Source organism: Caulobacter sp. GW821-FHT10A10 (assembly GCF_059415745.1).
Window position 1 is genome coordinate 67,462 of sequence record NZ_JBWKNV010000001.1, and the last position, 22,822, is coordinate 90,283.

Consider the following 22,822-nt stretch of genomic DNA (forward strand, 5'->3'; position numbering starts at 1 on the left):
GGGCCTCAGCCCTCCCACTGCCCCCACAGCCTGGCCGCCGTCGCCTTGGCCTTCTCGACGGCCGCTTCCTTGACGTGGCCGTAGCCGCGGATCTCGGAGGGAACCTCGGCCAGCTTCAGGGCCAGGGCCTTGCGCTCGGGACGCAGGCCGGCGACCAGGCGGTCGAGCGTGACCTCGTAGTCGCTGATCAGCCCGCGCTCCATCCGGCGCTCCTCGGTCTTGCCGAAGATGTCGAAAGCCCCGCCGCGAAGGCCCTTCATGCGGGCGATCATCGGGAAGGCCAGATCCAGCATCCAGCCGCCGAAGGCGATCTTGCGCGGCTTGCCGTCCTTGCCCTTGGGCGCGATCAGCGGCGGCGACAGCCAGACCTTGGCCTTGCCGCCCTTGAAGGTTCCCGCCAGCTCCTGGGCGAAGCGGCCGTCTGTGTAGAGGCGGGCGACCTCGTACTCGTCCTTGTAGGCCATCAGCTTGTAGAGGTTGGTCGCCGCCGCGCGGGTCAGCGGCAGGTCCGCCCCTTCGCCGACCATGGCGACCTCGGCGTGGCGCACCTTGGCGATCCGTTCCGCGTAATGGGCCGCGTAATGGGCGTCCTGGTAGGCGACCAGGTCCTCGACGCGGCGGGCGATCAGGGCGTCCAACGGCTCGGTCTGGGGCGTAGGGACGTCGGTCGGCTTGTCGCCGGCCGCGGCCGGGTCGAAGGCGATCTGGCGGCCCAGCTCGAAGGCCTGTAGGTTGGCGTCGGCGTCCACCCCGTTCAGCTTGATGGCCCGGTAGAGGGCGCGGCTGGAGACCGGGATCACCCCGCGCTGCCAGGCGAAGCCGACCATGATCATGTTGGCGTAGATGGCGTCGCCGAAGCGGCTCTCGGCCAGGCGCTGGGCCGGGCAGGCGTCGAAGGCCTTGGTCGCGGCCTTGACCCGCCGGGCCATGGCCCCGCCGTCGAAGCGCACGTCGCGGCTGGTGACGAAGTCGGCCGTGGGGGCGAAGTCGCTATTGCCGAAGGCCATGGTGCGGTCCTTGGCGTAGAGCGACAGGGCCTCGGGGCTGGCGGCCACCAGCAGGTCGCAGGCGATCAGCACGTCGGCGCTGGCCGCCGGCACGCGGCCGCCGACGATGGTGTCCTCCAGCTCGCCGATCTTGACGTGGCTGAACACCGCCCCGCCCTTCTGGGCCAGGCCCGTCATGTCGACCACGCTGCCGGCGCGGCCGTCGATATGGGCGGCCATGGCCAGGATCGAGGCGACGGTCGTCACCCCGGTGCCGCCGACGCCGGTGAAGATGATCCGCCGCACGCCGTGGAATTCCTCGAACGCCGGCAGCGGCGTGGAATCGGCCGACAGCGGCGCGGGCTTGGCCTTCTCGCCGGCCTTCTCGGCGCCTTCCAGCGTCACGAAGGACGGGCAGAAGCCCTCGAGGCAGGAATAGTCCTGATTGCAGCTGGACTGGTTGATCTTGCGCTTGCGGCCGAAGGCGGTGTCGAGCGGCTCGACCGACACGCAGTTGGACTTCACCGAGCAGTCGCCGCAGCCCTCGCAGACCAGCGGGTTGATGAAGACCTTCTGGGTCGCCTTGGCCATCGTCCCGCGCTTGCGGCGGCGGCGCTTTTCGGTGGCGCAGGTCTGGTCGTAGAGCAGCACCGTGGTTCCGGGCGTGTCGCGCAGCATCTGCTGCACGCTCATCAACTCCGAGCGCGGGAAGATTTCGACGCCAGGCGCCAGGTCGGTCACGGCCTCGTAGCGCTTGAGGTCGTCGACCACGATGACGGTCTTGGAAACGCCCTCGCTGGCCAGCTGGCGAGTGATCTGGGCGGGGGTGAAGCCGCTTTCGGCGCGCTGGCCGCCGGTCATGGCCACCGCGTCGTTGAACAGCAGCTTGTAGGTGATGTGCGCCCCAGCCGCGACGGCGGCGCGGATGGCGAGCGAGCCCGAGTGGTTGTAGGTGCCGTCGCCCAGGTTCTGGAAGACGTGCTTCTCGGTCGTGAAGGGCGCCGCGCCGACCCAGGTCAGGCCCTCGCCGCCCATGTGGGTGTTGAGGTCGGTCGAGGGGTCGTTGAAGCCGGCCATGTAGTGGCAGCCGATGCCGGCCAGGGCGCGGCTGCCCTCGGGCAGCTTGGTCGAGGTGTTGTGCGGGCAGCCCGAGCAGAAGAACGGCTTGCGGGCCTGGTCGGCGGCCAGGCTGACGGCGGCGACGCCGGCGGCCGAGACGCGGTCGAGATAGGCTCGGGCGCGCTCCATGTGCGGCCCCGGCGGCAGGCGGTCGTAGATCGCCAGGGCGATTTCGGCCACCGACAGCGAGCCCAGCTCCGACAGCAGCGGATGACCCTTCTCGTCGGTCTTGCCGATGATGCGGGGCCGAGCTTGCGCGGGAAGATCATACAGCGCTGCGCGCGCTTGGGGCTCGATCAGGGCGCGCTTGTGCTCGATGACCATGAGCGTCTCGAGGCCGGCGGCGAAGGCGCGCAGGCCCAGAGGCTCCAGCGGCCAGGGCATGCCCACCTTGTAGACCGAGACGCCGAGGTCGGCGGCTTCCTGCAGGCTCATGCCCATGGCCGCGAAGGCTTCCAGCACGTCCTTATAGGCTTGACCCTGGCAGACGATGCCCAGGCGGGCCTTGCCCACCCGCACGTGCGAGGCGCCCAGCACCACGCGGTCGATCTGGTTGGCGCGGGCGAAGGCCAGGGCGGCGGGGATCTTGTGGAGGCGGAGGCGGCGCTCCTTCTCCATCGGCTGGTCCTTCAGCCGGATGCCCAGGCCGCCGGCCGGCATGGCGAAGTCCGGGATCACCGCGTGGTGGCGGTCCAGCGACACGTCGATGGTGACGCCGCTGTCCATGGTGTCGGCCAGGGCGATCAGGCCGGTCCACAGGCCGGAGAAGCGCGACATGGCGATGCCGAGCAGGCCGTAGTCGAGCACCTCCTGCACGTCGGCCGGCGACAGCACGGGGATCTCGAAGTCCTGGAAGGCGAACTCGGACTGCGACGGCAGGGTCGAGCTCTTGCAGGCGTGGTCGTCGCCGGCCACGGCCAGCACGCCGCCGGTCGGGAAGGTCCCCGCGAAATTGGCGTGCTTGAAGACGTCGCCGGTGCGGTCGACGCCGGGCGCCTTGCCGTACCAGAGGCCATAGACGCCGTCGTGGGTCGCGCCGGGGAACAGGTTGGCCTGCTGGCTGCCCCAGACGGCGGTGGCGGCCAGGTCCTCGTTGAGGCCTTCCTTGAAGACCACGTCGTGGGCGGTGAGCAGCTTGTTGATGCGCGCGGCCTGCTGGTCGAGACCGCCCAGAGGCGAGCCGCGATAGCCCGACATGAAGCCGGCGGTGTTCAGTCCGGCGAGTCGATCCAGGCGCTTTCGATCGAGCAGCACACGGAGCAGCGCCTGCACGCCAGTGATGAAGGCGCGACCATCTTCGAGCACATATTTGTCGTCGAGCGTGACTTCCGAGTGCCGCATGGCAAAATTTTTCCTCCCGGGTCTTTTCGCCCGTCACGCAATATCTTATAGAAGCGCGGAAATTGTTTGCCCAAGGCGTGCCCGACTCGTGTCGGTTTTGCGCAAGATCGACGCGTCAAACACCCTCTGGGGGGAGGAATTCTTGTCCGAACAACTCGACGCCGTGGATGCCAAGATCCTGGATCTCATCCAACACGACGCCGGACTGTCCGTCGCCGAGATCGCCGAGCGAGTCGGGCTGTCTTCCAGCCCGTGCTGGCGACGCATCAAGCGACTGGAAGACGCGGGCGTCATCCAGCGCCGCGTGACCATTCTCGACCGTGAAAAGCTGGGCCTCGGCTTCGAGGTCTACTGCACGGTCAAGCTGTCGCTGCCGACCAAGGAAAACCTCGAGACCTTCGAGCACGCCGTGGCCAAGTGGGCGGAAGTCGTCCAGTGCGCCACCGTGACCGGCGCGGCGGACTACGAGATGCGCATCGTCACCCGCGACATGCACGCCTTCGACGAGTTCCTGCGCGACAAGATCCTGTCGCTGGGCCTGGTGTCGAACATCGAAAGCCGCATCGTCATCCGCGGCGTCAAGAACTCCACGGCCGTGCCGCTCGGCCTGGTCAGCCCCTACGTCAGCCCGCTGGGCTGAGGCTCCCGTTCGGGGGCGGCCTGAGCCGCCCCCGACGAGACCCCTTGCATCCGACGCCGGATGCGTCCTCCATTAGGCGCAAGGTCGGGCTACATCGACCGGGAGGACACGCCCCATGGGCCAGCACGTCGAGCCTGCGGCCGGCGCAGAGCGCTACAGGCGCTTCGCCGACTTCTATCCCTTCTATCTCTCCGAACATCAGAGCCGCACCAGTCGCCGCCTGCACGTGGTGGGCACGGGTCTGGTCATCATCAGCCTGGTGATGGGCTTCACGGTCAATCCGTGGTTCTTCGCGGCCGCGCCGGTCGTCGGCTACGGCTTCGCCTGGGTGGGCCACTTCGTGTTCGAGAAGAATCGCCCCGCCACCTTCACCTATCCGCTGTTCAGCCTGATGGGCGATTTCCGGCTGTTCTTCGAGACGGTGGCGGGCCGCCGGCCCTGGTGAGGACGGGCGGCTAAAACGAAGCTTTCAGATTGGCGCCTCACTTGCTGCGTAGGCTGGCAAGCGACCCATTTCGAGAAAGCCGCCGCCAGATGTTCCAGAAGAAGAAAGACGCTCCCGCCCCGTTGGCCCTGGAGCCCCTGGCGACCACGCCCGTCGCGCAGCAGCCGCAGGCCGCCGCGCCGGCCGCCTCGCCCCGTCCCAAGCCCGCCTCGCTGATCGCCCAGGGCCTGACCATCCGCGGCGACGTCTCGGGCGACGGCGAACTGCATCTCGACTGCCTGGTGATCGGCGACATCAAGGTCGGCAAGCTGGTGCTGGGCCCCAACGGCCAGGTTGAAGGCTCGATCGCCGCCCAGGCCATCGAGATCCACGGCAAGGTCAAGGGCACGGTCGCCGCCCGCGCCGTGCGTCTCTACGGCACCGCCAAGGTCGAAGGCGACATCGCCCACGAGCAGCTGGCCATGGAGACCGGCGCCGACTTCCAGGGCCGCAGCGTCAAGTTCACCCGCCCGGCGCCGCAGCCGGCCCCGGCCCCTGCCCCTCCCCCGGCTGCTCCGGTCGCGACCGCCCCGGCCGCCTACGCGCCCGCGGTCGGCTGATCGCTGGAAACTGGTCGCGCGATCCGGGTATTGTTCTGGCGGGGCGCTTCAGCGGCGCCCGCCAGTTCGAGTAAGGCCCGCCCATGACTGCGCCGACCGTCCGCCTCGCCCTGATGCTGGCCGCCCTCGCGGCGGCGGCCGGCTGTTCGCGCAATGACGACAAGGCCGCAGCCCCGACGGCCGGCGGATCGGCGCCCACGGCGGAATCGGAAGCCGCTCCCGCAGCCGGCGGTCCGCCCCGGCTGATGCGCCCCGGTCTCTGGAAGACCACCGCCCACACGCCCGGCGGCGCCGAGCGCACCACCACCCAGTGCGTGGGCGAAGGCCAGGACCCGGCCCTGACCGCGGCCCAGGACACGCCCTGCGGCAAGCCCGAGGTCACCCCGGTCATCGACGGCTTCACGATCGAGCTGGCCTGCACCAAGGACAAGATCGCCTACAGCCTGGCCGGCGTGGTCAAGGGCGACTTCCAGACCCGCACCACCAGCAATCTCGAAATGACCGTCCAGGCCTATGGCGTGAAGAAGGTCATGAAGCTGCAGAGCGAGAGCGTCTATGTCGGCCCCTGCGACGCGGCCGCCGCTCCGTCGGATCAGGACCCGGCACGGCCCAAGTAGAGCCAGCCGGTTTCCACTAAAGAAAATGCCTCGCCTCTAAGCAAAAACCATACCCAAAACAGGCGATGTGGCCCCAACGCCACAAGCGCCGAGCTTCGCGCGAAGCCTCTATTTTTTACAGGAACAGCAAGGCTTGTAGGTTCATTGTCATCGCATGGGGGTTCCGTGAGTTCGAGGAGCCGAGATGACGATCAGCGGTCCGCACCTGACCGTAGTGCCGGAAGAAACCGACGGCGCCGAAGTCTATAATCTTACCCGTGGGCCGGAGACGACGGCCCAGCGTCTGCAGCGTCTGCAACAAGAAGCCCGCCTGCTGGCCCGCGAGGAAGTCGAGGCCCTGGAGCGGGACCTGATCGCCCTGGGCGAACGCGCCCAGCAGATCGCCGAAGGCGGCGAAGCCTATGCCGTAGGGCTGCGGGAGATGGCCTCGCGGCTGTCGTCCGACCTGCCCCAGAAGGCCCAGTCCCTGCGCGCCATCCTGGAACGCACCGCGCGCGGCTGAAGCCCAACGAAAACGGCCCGGAAGCAAAGCCTCCGGGCCGTCCAATTCTCTCGAGGCGAACCTGCTCCGGGTTAGAGGCCCGGCAGCTTGATCTTGCCCTGCTTCTCGCGGCTGATGACGATCGCGCCGCCACCGGTGAGGGCCTTCAGGCGGGCTTCCTCGGCGGCCGCGTCGACGGGAACCGGAGCGGTCGCGCCGGCCTCGGCGGCCGTTACGGCGCCGGCCGTCTTGTCGTCCTTCTTCCAGAACATCACCTTGCTGGCGAAGCTCTCGTCCTTGTGGGCCAGGTCGCCGTTCTCGTCATCGACGACGAAGCGGATCAGCGGGTCGGCCTTGTCGACGCCGGCCTTGGCGACCAGCAGCTTCTCACCGTCCGAGCGGTTGGCGGCCAGGCTCTGGCCCAGCAGCGCCTGACGGGCGGCGCTTTCCGGCTGCAGTTCCTGCGGACGCGGCTCGCCGGGGGCCGGCGGGCGGAGGCTGTAGTCCGGCGGAACCACGAGCGGAGCCTTGGTCACGACGCGGAACTCGTCGGGGACCACCTTGCTCATGCCCAGGGCCTTCGAGGCCGACTGGCAGCCCGCCAGACCGGTCGCGGCGGCCACGGCCAGCACGCTCAGGGTCGCAACCCGATTGAACTTCATGAAACCCATGCTCCAGCGGCCGCCCCCGGGGCCTAAAAATCGGACGCCCTCGATACGACATCCGAGGGCGGGCGCCAATGTCCTTCGGATTTGTGGCCTTGCTTGGGCGCTGAGCCCCCGTTTGGCCCCTATTCGGTCTGGTGCGACAGCTTCTTTTCTTCACCGATGAAACTGTCCAGCAACAGGAGCGCGACCCCCACCGAGATGCCCGAGTCGGCGATGTTGAACACCCACGGGAAATAGAGTCGCGAGACGTCGATGAAGTCGACGACATAGCCGTAGATCACCCGGTCGATCAGGTTGTTGCCGATCGCCCCGCCGATGATCATGCCCAGGCCCACGGCCGTCAGCGGCCGCAGGACCTTGCGGGCCCAGAAGCCCAGGCCGATCACCACCGCCGTCGAGAACACGGTCAGCAGCCAGCGACCCCATTCGGCGTGGTCGCGCAGCAGGCCAAAGCTCATGCCGTAGTTATGGACCATGGTCAGCTGGACCGGACCCAGCAGCGAGGCGCTGGCGCCCTGGGCGTGGCCCAGCAGGCCCAGCACCCAGAGCTTGGAGATCTGGTCGAGCACCACCGTGGCGACGGCGACGGCGTAGGCGGTCCAGCCCAGGCGGGTGATCTTCAAGGTTCGCTCCCGATAAGCCCTCCCCCTCGATGGGGGAGGGTTGGGTGGGGGTGACCGCGGCCTCAGAAGCTGAACCGCCGTATCACCCCCATCCCCGGCCCTTCCCCCATCGAGGGGGAAGGGAGATTATTGACGCGCCGCATCCCAGAAGGCCACGGCGTCGGCGTCGCGAAGGCTAAGCTCCGGATAGCGGGGGTCGGTTCCCACTTCCGGCAGGATGCGCCACGAACGGGCGCACTTGTTCCCCTCGGCCTTCACCGGATCCACCGCGACGAAAGGAACGTCCCCCATCACCAAACCAGTGCTGAACTTCTGCTCCCAGTCACCAAGGGTCAGGTTCGTCTCATCGACAAGCGTGGCTTGGCTGGTCCGGAAGACCTCAGCAGCGTCGATGCCATCGAAGGCAGTCAGAAGTTCCGCCTTCCCGATGTGAACAATCGGAGCCGCCTCTAGCGCAGAGCCGATGTTCTTTTCACGGCGCTCGATTTCGAGAGCACCCGTCACGACTGAGATAACAGCCACGACCTTGGCCCAGCGGGCCGCCTCGGTCTGGTTTTCCCACGCCGCCGGGGTCTCCGGGATCACGCGCAGGGCCACGGGACCGGCGTCGGGGAAGCGGGTGACCCAGGCCTCTTCCATCGTGAAGCTGGCCAGCGGGGCCAGCCAGATGGTCAGGCGGTCGAAGACGTAGTCGAGCACGGTGCGATAGGCCCGGCGGCGCAGAGCGCTCGGGGCGTCGCAGTAGAGGCTGTCCTTGCGGATGTCGAAGAAGATCGCCGACAGATCGCTCTGGCAGAACTCGACCAGCGGCCGGATCACGTCCGAGAAGCGATAGCTCTCGTAGGCGGCCTTCACCTGGCCATCCAGCTCCCACAGACGGTGCAGGATGAACTTCTCCAGCGGCGGGAACTCAGCATAGTCGGTGACCCGCTCGGCCTCGTCGAAGCCGGCCAGGGCGCCCAGCAGGTAGCGCATGGTGTTGCGCAGCTTGCGATAGGCGTCGGTGGTGGTGGCCAGGATCGTCTTGCCGATCCGCTGGTCTTCCGAATAGTCGACCATCGCGGCCCACAGGCGCAGGATCTCGGCCCCGGACTCCTTGGTGATGCTCTGCGGCTCCACCGTGTTGCCCTTGGACTTGCTCATCTTCTCGCCGTTCTCGTCCATGGTGAAGCCATGGGTCAGGACGGCCTTGTAGGGCGCGCGGCCGCGCGAACCGCAGCCTTCGAGGAGCGAGGACTGGAACCAGCCGCGGTGCTGGTCGGAGCCTTCCAGATAGAGGTCGGCCGGCCAGGCACTGTCGTCACGGCCTTCGATCGTGAAGGCGTGGGTGCAGCCGCTGTCGAACCAGACGTCGAGGATGTCGCCGACCTTCTCGTACTGGGCCGGGTCGTGATTGCCGAGGAAGTCGGCGTCGGGACGGGTGAACCAGGCGTCGGCCCCGCCTTCCTTCACCGCCGCCAGGATGCGGGCGTTGACGTCGGCGTCGACCAGCGGGTGGCCGGTGTGCTTGTCGACGAACATCGCCAGCGGCGTGCCCCAGTTGCGCTGGCGGCTGATCAGCCAGTCGGGACGGGTCTCGACCATGGCCCCGATGCGGTTGCGGCCGGCGTCGGGGTGGAAGGCGGTGTCGGCGATGGCCTGGACGGCCGTCTCGCGCAGGGTCTTGCCGCCCAGGGCCTCGACCTCGTGGTCCATGCGGATGAACCACTGCGGGGTGTTGCGGAAGATCACCGGAGCCTTGGAGCGCCAGCTGTGCGGATAGCTGTGCTCGACGCGGCCGCGGGCCAGCAGGTTGCCGGCCTCGATCAGCTTGTCCATGACCGCGCCGTTGGCCGGACCGAACTTGCCGATCTTCTTGCCCTCGGTCTCCAGCACCTTGAGGCCGGCGAACAGGGCCACCGACGGGTAGTAGGCGCCGTCCGGATCGACGGTGTCGGGGATCTCGCGATGACCGTGGGCCAGCCAGACCTGGTAGTCGTCGGCGCCGTGGCCAGGCGCGGTGTGCACGAAGCCCGTACCGGCCTCGTCGGTGACGTGGTCGCCGGCCAGCAGCGGCACGGCGAAGCCGTAATGGCTGTCGAGGTCGGCCAGCGGGTGGGCCAGGACCATGCCTTCGCAGTCGACGCTCTCGACCTTCTCGAAGGCGGCGACCTTGGCGGCCTTGAAGACCTCCTCGGCCAGCTTTTCAGCCACGATCAGGCGATCGCCGACCTGCGACCAGGGAGCGAACTCGAGCCCCTCCTCCAGCGCCTTCACCTCGAAGACGGCGTAGGGGATGTCGGGGTTGTAGGAGACCGCGCGGTTGGCCGGGATGGTCCAGGGCGTGGTCGTCCAGATCACCAGCTTCGCGCCTTGCGCGGCTTCAGAGCCCTCGACGACCGGGAACTTCACCCAGATCGTCGGCGAGACGTGGTCGTGATACTCGATCTCGGCCTCGGCCAGGGCTGTGCGCTCGACCGGGCTCCACATCACCGGCTTGGAGCCGCGATAGAGCTGGCCGCTCGAGGCGAAGCGGTGGAATTCCTCGACGATCTTGGCTTCCGAGGTGAAGTCCATGGTGGCGTAGCGGTTCCACCAGTCGCCCAGCACGCCCAGGCGCTGGAACTCGACCTTCTGGGCCTCGATCCAACCGGCGGCGTAGGCGCGGCACTCGCGGCGGAACTCCTCGGCCGGGACCTCGTCCTTGCGGCGGCCCTTGGCGCGGAACTGCTCCTCGATCTTCCACTCGATCGGCAGGCCGTGGCAGTCCCAGCCCGGCACGTAGTCGACGTCGTAGCCGAGGGCGAAGCGCGAGCGGACGACGAAGTCCTTGAGGATCTTGTTCAGCGCGTGGCCGATGTGGATCGCGCCGTTGGCGTAGGGCGGACCGTCGTGCAGCACGAACAGCGGCGCGCCGTCGGCCTGGCGCCTGGCGCGCACCGCGCCATAGAGACCCTTGTCGGACAGGGCCGCCCAGCCCTCCAGGATCTCGGGCTCCTTCTTGGGCAGGCCCGCGCGCATCGGGAACGGCGTGTCGGGAAGGAAAACGGTTTCGCGGTAGTCGCGGGCGGGCGCGGCGTCGTCGGCCATGGGAAGGCTATCCAGCTCTGGAATGTCGGAAGAAGGCGGGTGGAACCCGGCGCGCGCTGGAGGTCTCGTCCGGCGGCGTCACGCCGGGCGGATAATTCGCGCGATCTTCCGAACGAAACTCATGAGGCGACGGGATAGCAGAGCGGCCGCCGCGCGCAAAGGGGAGCCTGACACGGAAACGGCCGCTCCAGTCGCCTGGAACGGCCGTCTCGTCGTTCGATCGAAGAAGATCAGCCCAGCTTGGCCAGGTCTTCCTCGCTGATGTCGGCGCTGGAATAGACGTTCTGGACGTCGTCGTCCTCGTCCAGGCCGTCGAGCAGCTTCATCAGGGTGGCGACGCTGTCGCCGGTGACCTCGTTCAGCAGCTTGGGCTTCCAGACGATCTTGGTCGAGGAGGCTTCGCCGAACTTGGCTTCCAGGGCGGCCGAGACCTCGTTGAGGTCCTCGAAGGCGGTGTAGACGGTGTGGCCGCCGTCTTCGCCCATGTCGCTCTCGACGTCCTGGGCGCCGGCCTCGATGGCGGCTTCCATCATGTCGTCTTCGCTGGCCTTGGACGCCGGATACTCGATCTGGCCCAGGCGGTCGAAGTTGAAGGTCACCGAGCCGGTGGCGCCCAGGCTGCCGCCGTGCTTGGAGAACAGCGAGCGGACGTTGCTGGCGGCGCGGTTCTTGTTGTCGGTCAGCACCTCGACGATCACGCCGACGCCGCCCGGGCCCATGCCCTCGTAGCGGATCTCGGTGTAGTCGGCCGCGTCGCCCATCTGCGACTTCTTGATGGCGCGCTCGATGACGTCCTTGGGCAGGCTTTCGGCCTTGGCGTTGTTCACGGCCAGGCGCAGGCGCGGGTTCATGGCCGGGTCGGGCAGGCCGGTCTTGGCCGCCACGGTGATTTCACGCGACAGCTTGGAGAACAGCTTGGAGCGCGCGGCGTCGGCGCGGCCCTTGCGGTGCATGATGTTCTTGAATTTCGAGTGGCCGGCCATTCGGAGGCTCTTCTCTAGTGTGTGACAGTAATGGGTTGGCGGCGCTTCTACCGCCTCAAGCCGCGTCTTGTCACCCCGGGGGATGGAACTGACGGCCGCGCTCGACGGTTGAGGTTGCGCCGAGTTCCTTGATCGGGGGCGCGTCGGGCGCCGGCTCGGCCGGAGTATGCTTCATGCGCAAACTGATGCTCGCCGCCATCGGCGCGGCCCTGCTGGCGGCCGCGCCCGCCGCCATCGCCCAATCGCCCCAGTCGCATCCACCGGGTCACGGCCAGGGACCAGGCCCCGGCCACGGTCCGGGCGGACCGGGACCGGATCGTCCCGGCCAGGGTCCCGGCCCCAATCGTCCGGGCGGCCCCGACTACGGCCATTGGGACAACCACTGGGGCGTGCGCCCGCCAGCCCCGCCCTCGCACTGGAAGAAGCACAACGGCTGGTACCGCCACGTGCGCGCCTGCCAGCAGCGCTATCGCAGCTACAACCCGCGCACCGACACCTACCGCGTGCGGCCGGGCGTCTATCGCCGCTGCATGCTGTAGCCTGAAAACGGCGCGGAGCCCGCCGGCTCCGCGCCTCTTGGCTTCACGCCACCTTCAGTTCCACCACCACGTTGCCGCGGGTGGCCTTGGAGTAGGGGCACACCTGGTGGGCCTTGTGCAGCAGGTCCTCGGCGACCGCGCGATCGACCTCGGGCGCGTTCAGCGTCAGGCGCACGCCGATGTGGAAGCTGACGTCGTCCTTGATCAAATCAACCTCGCTGTCGAGGCTGTGCTCGCCGAGCGCGACGCTCTGGCCGCGGGCGACGAGGCCCAGCGCGCCGAGGAAGCAGGCCGCGTAGCCGGCCGCGAACAGCTGCTCGGGATTGGTGCCCTCGCCGTTGCCGCCCAGCGACTTGGGATAGCCCAGCTGCACGTCCAGATGGCCGTCGTCGGTCTTGGCGGTTCCCTGGCGGCCGCCCACGGCGTGGGCCTTGGCGGTGTAGACGGTGGTGTCGGTCATGAGGACTCCTCTGGCTGGCCTCGGATCGAGCTTGAGCCCCGGATCATGACGGATGCAAGCGGGAGTGGATTGTAGGAAGCCGCCGCGTGGACAGGGCGAGCACTGCAATGATAAGGCGAGCCTGCATTCATCTGGGGCGAAGAATGAACACCTTCACGCGTATCCTCGGCGCCGCGTCTCTGGTCGCCGCGGCCTTCGCCGGACCATCCGGCGTCCACGCCCAGCCGGCGGCCGCGCCGGCCAGCCCCGCCACACCGGTCGCCGTCACGCCCGAGCAGATCGCGCAGGGCCGCCGCCTGATGCGGGCCATGAACCTCGAGGCGGGCGTCACCCGGACGCTGGACATGCTGATCGCCCAGACGCGCGAGCAGACCATCAGCCAGGTCAAGGACCTGCCGGTCGAGAAGCAGCGCCCCGTGATGGACGCCTTCGCCAGCGCCGTCGAAGCACCCCGCACCCGCCTCACGCAAGGTGTCCTCGACGACTTAGCCGGCTTCTACGCCACCCAGCTGTCGGCAGCCGAGATCGGCGACCTCAGCACCTTCTACGAAACCCCGCTGGGCCAGAAGGCGGTGCTGACGCCCGACGCGATGACGCCCGAGGAGAACGAGCAACTGGGCGCCTACGCCCTGGAGCACCCGCAGTTCATGCGCGTCCTCCAGCTGGCGCCGGGCACCATGGAGACGACCCGGACGTCTCTGCAGCGGCGCGGCCCGGTCTTCCGCGCCGCTTTCACCAAGAACTACTGCGCCAACCTGGGCAAGATCGGCATGACCAACACGTCATGCCCCAAGCCGGTCGCGAAGAAGAAGTAGGCGCCGGCTAGACCGCCGGCACCGACTGCTTCAGCCGGCCGCCGACGCGGATCGGCTCGACCCGCACCGCCAGGCCCGTGCGGTCGTCGGTCTCGACGAAGACGCCGCAGACCGTGGCCGGGCCGCTGGCGGGCTGGTAGCGGCCGCCGCTGATCTTGGTGGTGAAGCGCCGCAGGGGCTCTTCCTTCTGGTTGCCGATGACGCTGTCGTAATCGGCGCAGGCGCCGGCGTCGGTCTGGTAGGCCGTGCCGCCGGGCAGGATCTGGCAGTCGGCGGTCGGCACGTGGGTGTGGGTGCCCACCACCAGGCTGGCGCGGCTGTCGCAATAATGGCCCATGGCCATCTTCTCGGACGTCGCCTCGCAGTGCATGTCGACGATCACGGCGTCGGCGATCTGGCCCAGCGGAGCCTTGTCGAGCTCGCGGTCGGCGGCGGCGAACGGGTCGTCCATGGCGTCCATGTGCACCCGGCCCAGCAGGTTGACGACGAACACCGTCTTGCCGCTGTCCGTCTGGAACAGATGGCTGCCACGCCCAGGGGCGTCCGACAGGATCGGGTAGTTGGCCGGACGGATCAGGCGCGGTTCGCGCACGATGTAGGTCAGGGCCTCACGCTGGTCCCAGCTGTGATTGCCCAGGGTCAGGCAGTCGGCCCCGGCGTCGAACAGCTCACGAGCGGTGTTCTCGGTGATGCCGAAGCCGGCGGCGGCGTTCTCGGCGTTGATGATGACGAACTCGAGGCCCAGTTGGCGACGGAGGCCCGGCAGGTGGTCGGCCAGGCCGTCGCGGCCCGACTTGCCGACGACGTCGCCGAAGAAAGCAAAACGCATGATCGATCAGTCCTTTCGGACCTCGATATACTCGTTTTCGGTCAGAATGGCGTCCAATCGTTGATCGTGCCGTTCGTCGGGCAGATTGCGCGTCTCCTGGCCGTGGTAGGCTAGGCCCAAAACGAAGACGTCCTTGCGTCGGCGCAGCGCCTCCAGGGCCCGGTCGTAGTAGCCGCCCCCCTGCCCCAGGCGGCGGCCCTCGCGGTCGTAGCCCAGCAGCGGCGCGACCACGAGATCGGGCTGGACCACCGGATTTTCGGCGATGGGCGCGACCAGGCCGATGGCGTCGCGGGCCAGGGGCTCGCCGGGCGTCCAGGCGCGAAACACCATGCAGCCGCCCTTGCCATGCGGATCGGCGCCCTCGACGCTGGGCAAGGCCAGGCTCCAGCCCTGCTCGGCCAGCCAGTCGGCCAGGGCGCGGGCGGAAACCTCGGATCCCAGGCCGTGATAGACGGCGGCGACCTTGCCCCGCGGCTGCGGGAAACGCGCCGACAGCGCCTCGCGCCCGGCGTCGACCAGCATCCAGTCGGCCTCGGGATGCTCGAGAGCCAACTGTTTGCGGCGATTGCGCACGAAGACGCGCAGGGCGGCCTTGGCGGCGGCGGGGTCGGCGATGGTCATGGCCGACTTCTAACGCGGGAATGGCGGGAGAGGTAAAGGGTGGCGGCGCCGCGAAGAACCGTGAAGACGTTTCAATCCACTCGAACCTGTTAGTTACAGGTGGGCCCCGTGTTCCCGCAGCCACGGCCACGGGAGGGAACAGGTCCCGATAGAGAGATTAAGGTCCCTGGGAATAGAAATCTTCGACGAGAGCCGCAGCACGACCCGCCGCTGGATAAGATAGGGGGTCGGAGGCTCCGGCGCCAGCGCCGCGTTGACGCGGGCGCCGATTTACCCCGCCGCCAGCTTTTCGATGCGCTCGGCGGCGGCGTCGATGGCCTTGATGGCGCGGATTTCGACGCGGGTCTGTTCGTTCTGCAGGCGGGCCAGTTCCGACTGGTTGTGGGCCAGGCGCAGCTTCAGGTCCGACAGCTCGTCGGCCAGCAGCAGGGCGCCCATCAGGAACAGGCGCGTCTCGCCCAGCTGCCCAACCTCCTGGCTGACCTGGCGGACCTGGCGGTCGAACAGGCGCGCGATCTCGAGGAGGTGAGCCTCCTGGCCGTCTTCGCAGCCGACGGTGTAGGGCCGGCCGTTCACGTGGATGGTCAATTGCGCCATGGGCTCAGGCCTTCGCGGGCGGGTCGGGGTCGAAGGGCGGATCGTCCTCGTCGAACGGCGGCTCCAGGTCGTCTTCGAGGTCGTCGGGAGCCCCCTCCTCGTCGTCGTGGACGCCCTCGCCGATCAGGCTTTCGTCGCCCAGGGCGGCGCGGATCTCGGCGATGGCGCGGCCCAGGGCCTCGCTGGCCTGCTCGCCGGCCTCTTCCAGGGCGCGCTCGCGCACGCGGGCGGCTTCCAGATCGGCGGCCAGCTGGGCGGCCTGCTCGACCACCGCGGCGTCGGCCTGGGCCGGCGGCGCCTCGAACAGATCGCCCGAGGTCGGCTGGGCGGCAAGACGCGCATGCTCGGCCCGCTCGGCGGCGATTTTCTGCTCCAGGTTCGCGACGGCGCGTTCGAGCCGGCGCGCGGCCAGGTCGAGGGCGCTTCCTTCGCCCGGGGTCATCGGCAAGTTCCCATCATGCGGCGCAACATATAGATCGCCGCCGACTTCGCCAGCGGGCGTGACCACAATTGGGCGATGTTACCGGCGTCACAACAATAGCTAATGTCTTGTGAGCGTTCCTGGGCTTGACTTCGGCTCTCGCGACCGCGAAACCGCCTGCAAAATCAAGGAACGCCGCTCGCTTCCGAGCGGGTCCGATCGTGAGGAGAAAGACCACATGGCCCTTCGCGTCGCCATCAACGGCTTCGGCCGCATCGGCCGCCTCGTGCTGCGCTCCATCGCCGAGCACGGCCGCCGCGACATCGAGGTGGTGGCGATCAACGATCTGGGCCCGGTCGAGACCAACGCCCACCTGCTGCGCTACGACAGCGTGCACGGCCGCTTCCCGGGCGTCGTCACCTCGGGCGAGGACTGGATCGACGTCGGCACGGGCAAGATCAAGGTCACCGCGATCCGCAACCCCGACGAACTGCCGCACGGCGACCTCGGCGTCGACATCGCCTTCGAGTGCACCGGTATCTTCACCGCCCGCGACAAGGCCGCCCTGCACCTGAAGGCCGGCGCCAAGCGCGTGCTGGTCTCGGCCCCGGCCGACGGCGCCGACAAGACCATCGTCTACAAGGTCAACCACGAGACCCTGACCGCCGAAGACATCGTCGTCTCGAACGGCTCGTGCACCACCAACGCCCTGGCCCCGGTGGCCAAGGTCCTGCACGACCTGGTCGGCATCGAGCGTGGCTACATGACCACGATCCACAGCTACACCGGCGACCAGCCGACGCTGGACACCATGCACAAGGACCTCTACCGCGCCCGCGCCGCGGCCCTGAGCATGATCCCGACCTCGACCGGCGCCGCCAAGGCCCTGGGCCTGGTGCTGCCGGAACTGAAGGGCAAGCTGGACGGCTCGTCGATCCGCGTCCCGACCCCGAACGTCTCGGTCATCGACCTGAAGGTCGTCACCGGCCGCGAGACCACGATCGCCGAGATCAACGCCGCGCTGCAAGCCGCCGCCGACGGTCCGATGAAGGGCGTCCTGGCCGTGACCACCGACCCGCTGGTCTCGTCGGACCTCAACCACATCGCCTCCAGCTCGACGGCCGCCCTGCCTCAGACGCAAGTCATCGAGGGCAAGCTGGCCCGCGTGCTCAGCTGGTACGACAACGAGTGGGGCTTCGCGACCCGCATGAGCGACACCGCTCTGGAAATGGCGAAGTTCCTGTAAGCAGCCGACCCGACCCCCGCCCTTCCAAGGGCGGGGGTTTTCACTGACGCGACAACCATGGGGATCGATGTCGACCGCTTCCGTCCAGCCGCCGCTTCGGACGCCGCTGCGCTTGCGTCTCTGGACGTGGGTCGTGTCGGTCATCCTGAGCTATGCGGCGTTGGGCGTACCGTTCGGCGCTGCCCTCTCGGCCTGCTACTGGTTCGGCCGCAAGGCTCCCGGGGTTGCGGAACTTCCGCCCTGGCGCCTGCTGGGCGTTGGTCCGCCGACCGATGCTTCTCCCATGATGGGCGTCGCGTTCGTCGGATGGCTGGTCGCCTGGGGCCTGCATGTCCACGCCTCGCGGCGGCGGCGGATGAGCATCCTCCACGCCATCGCCCCCCTCGTCATGTTCGCATTCGGCTGCGCCGCGGCTTTCCGCACCGCGACCGCTTGCCTCCCCCTCTGAACGGAACCCTGCCATGACCTTCCGCACCCTCGACACCGCCGACCTCGCCGGCAAGCGCGCCCTGGTCCGGGTGGACTTCAACGTGCCCGTCGACGGCGGCCGGATCACCGACGACACCCGCCTGCGCGCGGCGCTGCCGACGATCGCCTTCCTGTCCAAGCAAGGCGCCAAGGTCGTGCTGCTTGCCCACTTCGACCGCCCCAAGGGCAAGGTCGTGCCGGAAATGAGCCTGGGCTTCGTCGCCGAGCCGCTGAGCAAGCTGCTGGAGCAGCCGGTGGCCTTCGCCAGCGACGCCATCGGTCCCGAGGCCGCCAAGGTGGTCGACGGCCTGGAGAACGGCGGCGTCGCCCTGCTGGAGAACGTCCGCTTCCACGCCGGCGAGGAAAAGAACGATCCCGAATTCGCCAAGGCCCTGGCCGCCAACGGCGACGTCTATGTCAACGACGCCTTCAGCGCCGCCCACCGCGCCCACGCCTCGACCGAGGGCCTCGCCAAGCTGCTGCCGGCCTATCCGGGCCTGGCCATGCAGCGCGAGCTGGAAGCCCTGGACGCCGCCCTGGGCAACCCGAAGAAGCCGGTGATCGGCATCGTCGGCGGTTCCAAGGTCTCGACCAAGCTCGACCTGCTCAACAACCTGGTCGCCAAGCTGGACCGCCTGGCCATCGGCGGCGGCATGGCCAACACCTTCCTCTTCGCCCAGGGCCACGACGTCGGCGGCTCGCTCTGCGAAAAGGACCTGGCCGACACCGCCCGCGAGATCATCGCCAAGGCCGAGAAAGCCGGCTGCGAACTGCTGCTGCCCGTCGACGTGGTGGTGGCCAAGAAGGTCGCCCCGGGCGTCGAGACCGCTGTCCGCCAACTGAACGAAGTGCAGGCCGACGACCTGATCCTCGACGCCGGTCCGGAGAGCGCCAAGAAGCTTCTGGCGGCCATGGATCAAAGCGTCACCTTGATCTGGAACGGCCCGTTGGGCGTTTTCGAGGTGCAACCGTTCGATGAAGCGACCGTTTCGGCGGCGAAACACGCGGCGGAACTGGCTAAATCGGGTAAGATCGTGGCGGTTGCAGGCGGCGGTGATACTGTCGCGGCGCTCAACCACGCGGGCGTGTCGGCCGACTTTACCTTCGTTTCGACGGCGGGCGGCGCGTTCCTGGAATGGATGGAGGGCAAGACGCTTCCGGGCGTCGCGGCCCTGGAGGCCTAAAGGGAGGACCTTCTCCGCCCAGCCGAACGGCGCCGGACCTCAGCAAAGTCGGAACGCCCCGCCCCGAGCCTTTCGGGTCCGGGGCTTCCGCTCTCGGATCACCGGACGAGGAACCGGCTTCGGGAATCCTGGGCAAAGAGCGCAAAAGCGCCGCGCCCCAAAAACAAGAACCAACCCAACGACTTCAAGCTTGCAGGAGAAAGACCACGTGGCGAGGATCACGCTTAGGCAGTTGCTGGATCATGCGGCGGAGCATGAGTACGGCCTGCCCGCCTTCAACATCAACAACATGGAACAGGGCCTGGCCATCATGGAGGCCGCCGACGCGGTCGATAGCCCGGTCATCATCCAGGCGTCGCGCGGGGCGCGCAACTACGCCAACGACATCATGCTGGCCAAGATGATCGACGCCCTCGTCGACATCTACCCGCACATCCCGGTGTGCATGCACCAGGACCACGGCAACGGCCCGGCGACCTGCGCCACGGCGATCCAGTACGGCTTCACCTCGGTGATGATGGACGGCTCGCTGATGGAGGACGCCAAGACCCCGGCGACCTACGAGTACAACGTCGACGTCACCCGCAAGGTGGTCCAGATGGCCCACAGCTGCGGCGTCTCGGTCGAGGGCGAACTGGGCGTTCTGGGCTCGCTGGAAACCGGCATGGGCGAGGCCGAGGACGGCCACGGCTTCGAAGGCAAGCTGTCGCACGACGAACTGCTGACCGATCCGGACCAGGCGGTCGACTTCGTGCAGGCCACCGGCGTCGACGCCCTGGCCATCGCCATGGGCACCAGCCACGGCGCCTACAAGTTCACGCGCAAGCCGGACGGCGACGTCCTGGCCATGAACGTGATCGAGGAGATCCACCGCCGTCTGCCCAACACCCACCTGGTGATGCATGGCAGCTCCAGCGTTCCGCAGGACCTGCAGGACATCATCAACGCCTATGGCGGCGAGATGCCCCAGACCTGGGGCGTGCCGGTCGAAGAGATCCAGCGCGGCATCAAGCACGGCGTGCGCAAGATCAACGTCGACACCGACAACCGCATGGCCATCACCGGCGCCATCCGCAAGCTGCTGATCGAGAAGCCGCACGAGTTCGACCCGCGCGCCTATCTGAAGCCGGCCAAGGAAGCCATGCGCAAGGTCTGCCAGGCGCGCTTCACCGAGTTCGGCTCGGCCGGCCACGCAGGCAAGATCCGCGCGATCTCGACCGCGGCCATGGCCAAGCGCTACGTCTCGGGCGAGCTGGACGCCAAGTTCGGCGCTCCGGCCGGCAAGGCCGCCGCCGAATAAGGCGTCTCGCCCCTGGCGATCGTCAAAGCCCTCCTGGTTTCATCGGGAGGGCTTTTTCTTGGGTCAGAAGCCGTAGTTGACGCCGACGATCAGGCGCGAGCTGTAGACGGGCCAGACATAGACCGCCGAACCATCCGTGAAAGGCTTCGAGACACGTCCCAGAACGCTCTGCGACGTTAGAACGCTGTTGAGCGAGAAGTCGCGCCGGCGTTCCACGGCGAGGAAGCCGCCGAATGGGCCGTTCACGTAGTCGAGGCGCGCGCCAAGCGAGCCGATGACCCCATCGCTCATATCATGGACGGTCGCTTCTTTGCCGGTCCCGTAGCTATAGCTCAGCGACGTTGTGGTCAGGTCGGCGATTTCGTACCCGATCCGGGATCGGACTGACTAGGTCACACCTTCGATTCTGGGGACAGGCGCCGAAAGGGCCGCCGTGAGCGCCGCACGCCCGACTGGGCCATCAGACGAGCGGAAACTGTCCAAGTTGCCGTGGTTGTCGGCGACCACCAACTCACGCTCATCAATCATCCACCAGCCGACGCCCAGTTCTCCTCCCAGGCTGGCCCGCAGACCTCCAAACGCCTCCGTCAAGCTGAAGTCGCGCACCGCGCCGAAGTCGAGATCCAGCTTCTTGGAAGTCTGCTTGATGTTGTCGCTATGGGGCGACACGATGAACCCCGTGCGGTAGTAAACCGAACTGCGCGTGATCGGCGTGCGGTACGTCGCCGCGCAGCCTCCGCAGAGCGTCACCAGTTCGGTTGGCCCGCTGATGAAATAACCGTCTGTGAAAGGCGGCGCTTCGATCTTGGTCCGCTCCAACTGGTTGCCGATCCGCGAGGTGAAACGCCAGCCGTCCGCGCCAAGTCCCGCCGGAGCGAACTCCCCCGCCAGTGTGAAACCCGACGACCAGCTTCGCACCTTCTGCTGCGGTCCGTCGAAGGTGCTAAACACCCCGGGGCCAGAGAAGGTCAGCGGCGTCGGCGGAAAGGGCGTGGCGCTGTATGCATAGCCCGTCGTGGTGGCAATGCGCACGCGGCTCGCCGAACTGGGCTGACGATCGGCTTCAAAAACGCTCGCCTCCACGCGGAAGCGCGGCGCGCCAGGGTCGGCATAGGCCGATGCGGCGGCGACCGACGTCGTCGGGGATCGAGCTTCGGCCAGAGGAGACGCCGCCGGAGGAGGCGCCGCAGCAACGACAGGACGAACCCGACAAGCGATGGCGTCGGCCCGCGAACGATCGGCCTCCACGCGCAGGCGCTTGTACTCTGCCCATTCGGCGTCGCCCGCCGCACCGACCGCCCCCGAGCGTGCGGCCAGCGCGACCTTTTCAGTCGCGGCCTTCATGGCGGCGAAAGCCTGGTCTTCCAGACGCGAAACCACGGCTTCAGCGGCGGCCGCATCGCAGGCTACAGCAGGTGGCGGCGACATTGGAAACGGCATGGGATCTCCGCAAGCTATGCTGAGTAGCTTGTCGCACGGCCCAACCCAGGGGTGAACCCGCTAAACCCTTCCGGTCATGCCGCCAGGCGGTTGATCGCCGCGCCGGCCGCGCCGCACAGCAGCACGCCGCCGGTGTACCAGAGGCCCACGAAGACGAAGGTCGAGTGCGGGCAGTGCAGGCCGTAGAGGCTGGCGGCCACGCCGCCGGCGAAGATCCCCGCGGCGAAGCCGGCCAGGGCCGGACGCTCGCAGTCGGTCGCCCGCAGCGCGGTCAGGCTGAGCAGCAGGGTCGGCAGGGCCATGACGACGATGTTGAAGAAGCAGGCCGTCACCGAGGCGGGCCGGAACAGGCGCGCCAGGCTGCCTGGATCCAGGCGCAGGACCTCGGACACGCCGCCGACCAGGAACACCAGGGCCGCCGCCGCGGCCACCAGCACGGCGGTCGGCGCCGGCGGTCCGCGGCGCAGGAGCCGCACCAGGCCATCGAAGCCGGCCGCGCCCAGCGAGGCGGTGAAGACCATCTTCAGCCAGAAGAAGGGGTGCCCCGGCGCGGTCTCGATGTCGGGCCGCAGGTCGAGCCAGAAGAACACCAGGAGCAGCGCCGCCAGGCCGCCGGCGACGCCGATCTCGACCAGCCGCCAGGCCGGGCGAGCGTCGCGCGGGCCGCGGCCGGCCGAGCGCCGCGACATGCGGCGGGCCAGGGCCGAAAAGCCCTCATGATAGGTCGCGTCGTCGAAAGCCAACCGGCCGTTCCCCCGCAGCGATTATCGTCGCCGTCGTCCCCTGACGGTGCGCTTTTGAGATGCGATCTCATAAGCCGGGGCGAATGCGTAAAGACTGGGCAGCGGAAGTCAATACCGACGTTCTCCGACTCCTGTGGAGCGGTTGTGGACGCTCTCCATTCGCGCATGGCGACGCTTGCGGCGCCCGCCGATCAGGCCGTCCGGTTCGATCCGAGCACGGATCGTCCCGCCGCCAGGCGATCGGTGAGCAGCGCCAGGACGCCGCCCAGGCCGTAGCAGGCGAGGTCAGCCGGATCGAAGACGCCGCCGAACACCACGCGGGCCAGGGCGCTGTGCTGCAGTCCGATCAGGGCCAGGAGGTGCACGGCCTGGCCAAGCTCGATGGCCACGCCCAGACCGAAGGCGCAGGCCGCGGCGCTCGTCGGGTTCAGGGGCGTGACGCCGCGCAGGCCGAAGTGGACCATGGCCACGGCCAGCACGTCGCCCAGATGGGGCCGCACGAAACGGTCGCGCCACCACAGCGCGATGGCGACCTCGACCGCGAAAAGCGCTAAGGCGACAGCCAGGTGACCGAACCGAATCCGCATG

The 22,822-nt window shown here is 68.2% G+C and carries 25 protein-coding genes and 1 other RNA gene; 11 read left to right on the forward strand and 15 right to left on the reverse strand.

The features are described 5' to 3' along the window. Window positions 1-5 precede the first annotated feature (5 nt). On the reverse strand, window positions 6-3,446 hold the full coding sequence (locus tag AC07NS_RS00325; RefSeq protein ID WP_494600610.1) for an indolepyruvate ferredoxin oxidoreductase family protein: 3,441 nt from the start codon (window positions 3,444-3,446) through the stop codon (window positions 6-8). 142 nt (window positions 3,447-3,588) lie between these two features. Here AC07NS_RS00325 and AC07NS_RS00330 point away from each other — a divergent pair, with 142 nt between their 5' ends. From AC07NS_RS00330 to AC07NS_RS00350, 5 genes are all read left to right on the forward strand, one after another. Further along, window positions 3,589-4,086, forward strand: coding sequence for an Lrp/AsnC family transcriptional regulator (locus AC07NS_RS00330; protein WP_058348122.1), 498 nt, complete (start codon window positions 3,589-3,591; stop codon window positions 4,084-4,086). A gap of 115 nt (window positions 4,087-4,201) precedes the next feature. After that, window positions 4,202-4,531 (forward strand): Mpo1-like protein, encoded by a 330-nt coding sequence (locus AC07NS_RS00335; RefSeq protein WP_494600611.1) that lies wholly within the window; start codon window positions 4,202-4,204, stop codon window positions 4,529-4,531. 89 nt (window positions 4,532-4,620) lie between these two features. After that, on the forward strand, window positions 4,621-5,130 hold the full coding sequence (locus AC07NS_RS00340) for a bactofilin family protein (protein WP_494600612.1): 510 nt from the start codon (window positions 4,621-4,623) through the stop codon (window positions 5,128-5,130). A gap of 83 nt (window positions 5,131-5,213) precedes the next feature. Next, window positions 5,214-5,747 carry a DUF3617 domain-containing protein gene (locus tag AC07NS_RS00345; protein WP_494600613.1) on the forward strand — a complete coding sequence of 178 codons (534 nt, stop codon included), beginning with the start codon at window positions 5,214-5,216 and terminating at the stop codon, window positions 5,745-5,747. A gap of 184 nt (window positions 5,748-5,931) precedes the next feature. Next, entirely contained in the window at window positions 5,932-6,249 is a 318-nt protein-coding gene (locus tag AC07NS_RS00350; protein WP_494600614.1) for a hypothetical protein, read from the forward strand. A gap of 71 nt (window positions 6,250-6,320) precedes the next feature. Here the strand turns inward: AC07NS_RS00350 and AC07NS_RS00355 are convergent, their stop codons facing one another. The 4 genes from AC07NS_RS00355 to AC07NS_RS00370 form a co-directional block, all read right to left on the reverse strand. Further along, a complete protein-coding gene (locus AC07NS_RS00355; RefSeq protein WP_110119524.1) occupies window positions 6,321-6,890 on the reverse strand; it encodes a DUF3035 domain-containing protein in 570 nt (189 codons plus the stop codon). 128 nt (window positions 6,891-7,018) lie between these two features. Further along, the gene (gene lspA / locus AC07NS_RS00360) at window positions 7,019-7,519 is read right to left on the reverse strand and encodes a signal peptidase II (RefSeq protein ID WP_494600616.1); all 501 of its coding nucleotides are present in this window, start codon (window positions 7,517-7,519) and stop codon (window positions 7,019-7,021) included. Between the two features lie 126 nt (window positions 7,520-7,645). Next, window positions 7,646-10,588, reverse strand: a complete 2,943-nt coding sequence (ileS, locus tag AC07NS_RS00365; protein WP_494600618.1) for an isoleucine--tRNA ligase — start codon at window positions 10,586-10,588, stop codon at window positions 7,646-7,648. Window positions 10,589-10,818: 230 nt separating this feature from the next. Further along, a complete protein-coding gene (locus AC07NS_RS00370) occupies window positions 10,819-11,571 on the reverse strand; it encodes a YebC/PmpR family DNA-binding transcriptional regulator (protein ID WP_494600620.1) in 753 nt (250 codons plus the stop codon). Window positions 11,572-11,744: 173 nt separating this feature from the next. Here AC07NS_RS00370 and AC07NS_RS00375 point away from each other — a divergent pair, with 173 nt between their 5' ends. After that, window positions 11,745-12,110 carry a BA14K family protein gene (locus AC07NS_RS00375; protein ID WP_494600622.1) on the forward strand — a complete coding sequence of 122 codons (366 nt, stop codon included), beginning with the start codon at window positions 11,745-11,747 and terminating at the stop codon, window positions 12,108-12,110. Between the two features lie 43 nt (window positions 12,111-12,153). Here AC07NS_RS00375 and AC07NS_RS00380 read toward each other — a convergent pair whose 3' ends face one another. Further along, window positions 12,154-12,570, reverse strand: coding sequence for an organic hydroperoxide resistance protein (locus AC07NS_RS00380; RefSeq protein ID WP_110119528.1), 417 nt, complete (start codon window positions 12,568-12,570; stop codon window positions 12,154-12,156). A gap of 143 nt (window positions 12,571-12,713) precedes the next feature. On the opposite strand from AC07NS_RS00380, the gene AC07NS_RS00385 reads away from it, so the two are divergent. After that, window positions 12,714-13,385, forward strand: coding sequence for a DUF2059 domain-containing protein (locus tag AC07NS_RS00385; protein WP_494600624.1), 672 nt, complete (start codon window positions 12,714-12,716; stop codon window positions 13,383-13,385). 7 nt (window positions 13,386-13,392) lie between these two features. Here AC07NS_RS00385 and AC07NS_RS00390 read toward each other — a convergent pair whose 3' ends face one another. From AC07NS_RS00390 to AC07NS_RS00410, 5 genes are all read right to left on the reverse strand, one after another. Further along, a complete protein-coding gene (locus AC07NS_RS00390; protein WP_494600626.1) occupies window positions 13,393-14,214 on the reverse strand; it encodes a TIGR00282 family metallophosphoesterase in 822 nt (273 codons plus the stop codon). A 6-nt stretch (window positions 14,215-14,220) separates the two neighbouring features. Then, a complete protein-coding gene (locus AC07NS_RS00395) occupies window positions 14,221-14,835 on the reverse strand; it encodes a 5-formyltetrahydrofolate cyclo-ligase (RefSeq protein WP_494600628.1) in 615 nt (204 codons plus the stop codon). A gap of 41 nt (window positions 14,836-14,876) precedes the next feature. Next, window positions 14,877-15,039: non-coding RNA, 6S RNA (gene ssrS / locus AC07NS_RS00400), on the reverse strand. A 66-nt stretch (window positions 15,040-15,105) separates the two neighbouring features. Beyond that, complete coding sequence (locus tag AC07NS_RS00405) at window positions 15,106-15,432, reverse strand: cell division protein ZapA (RefSeq protein WP_110119535.1); 327 nt, start codon at window positions 15,430-15,432, stop codon at window positions 15,106-15,108. A gap of 4 nt (window positions 15,433-15,436) precedes the next feature. Then, window positions 15,437-15,874: a hypothetical protein gene (locus tag AC07NS_RS00410; protein WP_494600630.1), complete on the reverse strand. Its 438-nt coding sequence runs from the start codon at window positions 15,872-15,874 to the stop codon at window positions 15,437-15,439. 217 nt (window positions 15,875-16,091) lie between these two features. Here AC07NS_RS00410 and gap point away from each other — a divergent pair, with 217 nt between their 5' ends. The 4 genes from gap to fba all read left to right on the forward strand — a co-directional run bounded on the left by gap (window position 16,092) and on the right by fba (window position 20,051). Beyond that, complete coding sequence (gene gap, locus AC07NS_RS00415; RefSeq protein ID WP_494600631.1) at window positions 16,092-17,099, forward strand: type I glyceraldehyde-3-phosphate dehydrogenase; 1,008 nt, start codon at window positions 16,092-16,094, stop codon at window positions 17,097-17,099. 67 nt (window positions 17,100-17,166) lie between these two features. Next, window positions 17,167-17,547: a hypothetical protein gene (locus tag AC07NS_RS00420; protein WP_494600632.1), complete on the forward strand. Its 381-nt coding sequence runs from the start codon at window positions 17,167-17,169 to the stop codon at window positions 17,545-17,547. A 13-nt stretch (window positions 17,548-17,560) separates the two neighbouring features. Beyond that, window positions 17,561-18,751: a phosphoglycerate kinase gene (locus AC07NS_RS00425; protein ID WP_494600634.1), complete on the forward strand. Its 1,191-nt coding sequence runs from the start codon at window positions 17,561-17,563 to the stop codon at window positions 18,749-18,751. Between the two features lie 208 nt (window positions 18,752-18,959). Beyond that, window positions 18,960-20,051, forward strand: coding sequence for a class II fructose-bisphosphate aldolase (gene fba, locus AC07NS_RS00430; protein ID WP_494600635.1), 1,092 nt, complete (start codon window positions 18,960-18,962; stop codon window positions 20,049-20,051). Window positions 20,052-20,114: 63 nt separating this feature from the next. Here fba and AC07NS_RS00435 read toward each other — a convergent pair whose 3' ends face one another. From AC07NS_RS00435 to AC07NS_RS00450, 4 genes are all read right to left on the reverse strand, one after another. Further along, the gene (locus AC07NS_RS00435) at window positions 20,115-20,342 is read right to left on the reverse strand and encodes a hypothetical protein (protein WP_494600636.1); all 228 of its coding nucleotides are present in this window, start codon (window positions 20,340-20,342) and stop codon (window positions 20,115-20,117) included. Window positions 20,343-20,438: 96 nt separating this feature from the next. Further along, window positions 20,439-21,491 carry a hypothetical protein gene (locus AC07NS_RS00440; RefSeq protein WP_494600637.1) on the reverse strand — a complete coding sequence of 351 codons (1,053 nt, stop codon included), beginning with the start codon at window positions 21,489-21,491 and terminating at the stop codon, window positions 20,439-20,441. A 74-nt stretch (window positions 21,492-21,565) separates the two neighbouring features. Next, window positions 21,566-22,234: an NrsF family protein gene (locus tag AC07NS_RS00445; RefSeq protein ID WP_494600638.1), complete on the reverse strand. Its 669-nt coding sequence runs from the start codon at window positions 22,232-22,234 to the stop codon at window positions 21,566-21,568. 191 nt (window positions 22,235-22,425) lie between these two features. Then, window positions 22,426-22,821 (reverse strand): ribosomal maturation YjgA family protein, encoded by a 396-nt coding sequence (locus AC07NS_RS00450; protein WP_494600639.1) that lies wholly within the window; start codon window positions 22,819-22,821, stop codon window positions 22,426-22,428. Window position 22,822: the final 1 nt, after the last annotated feature.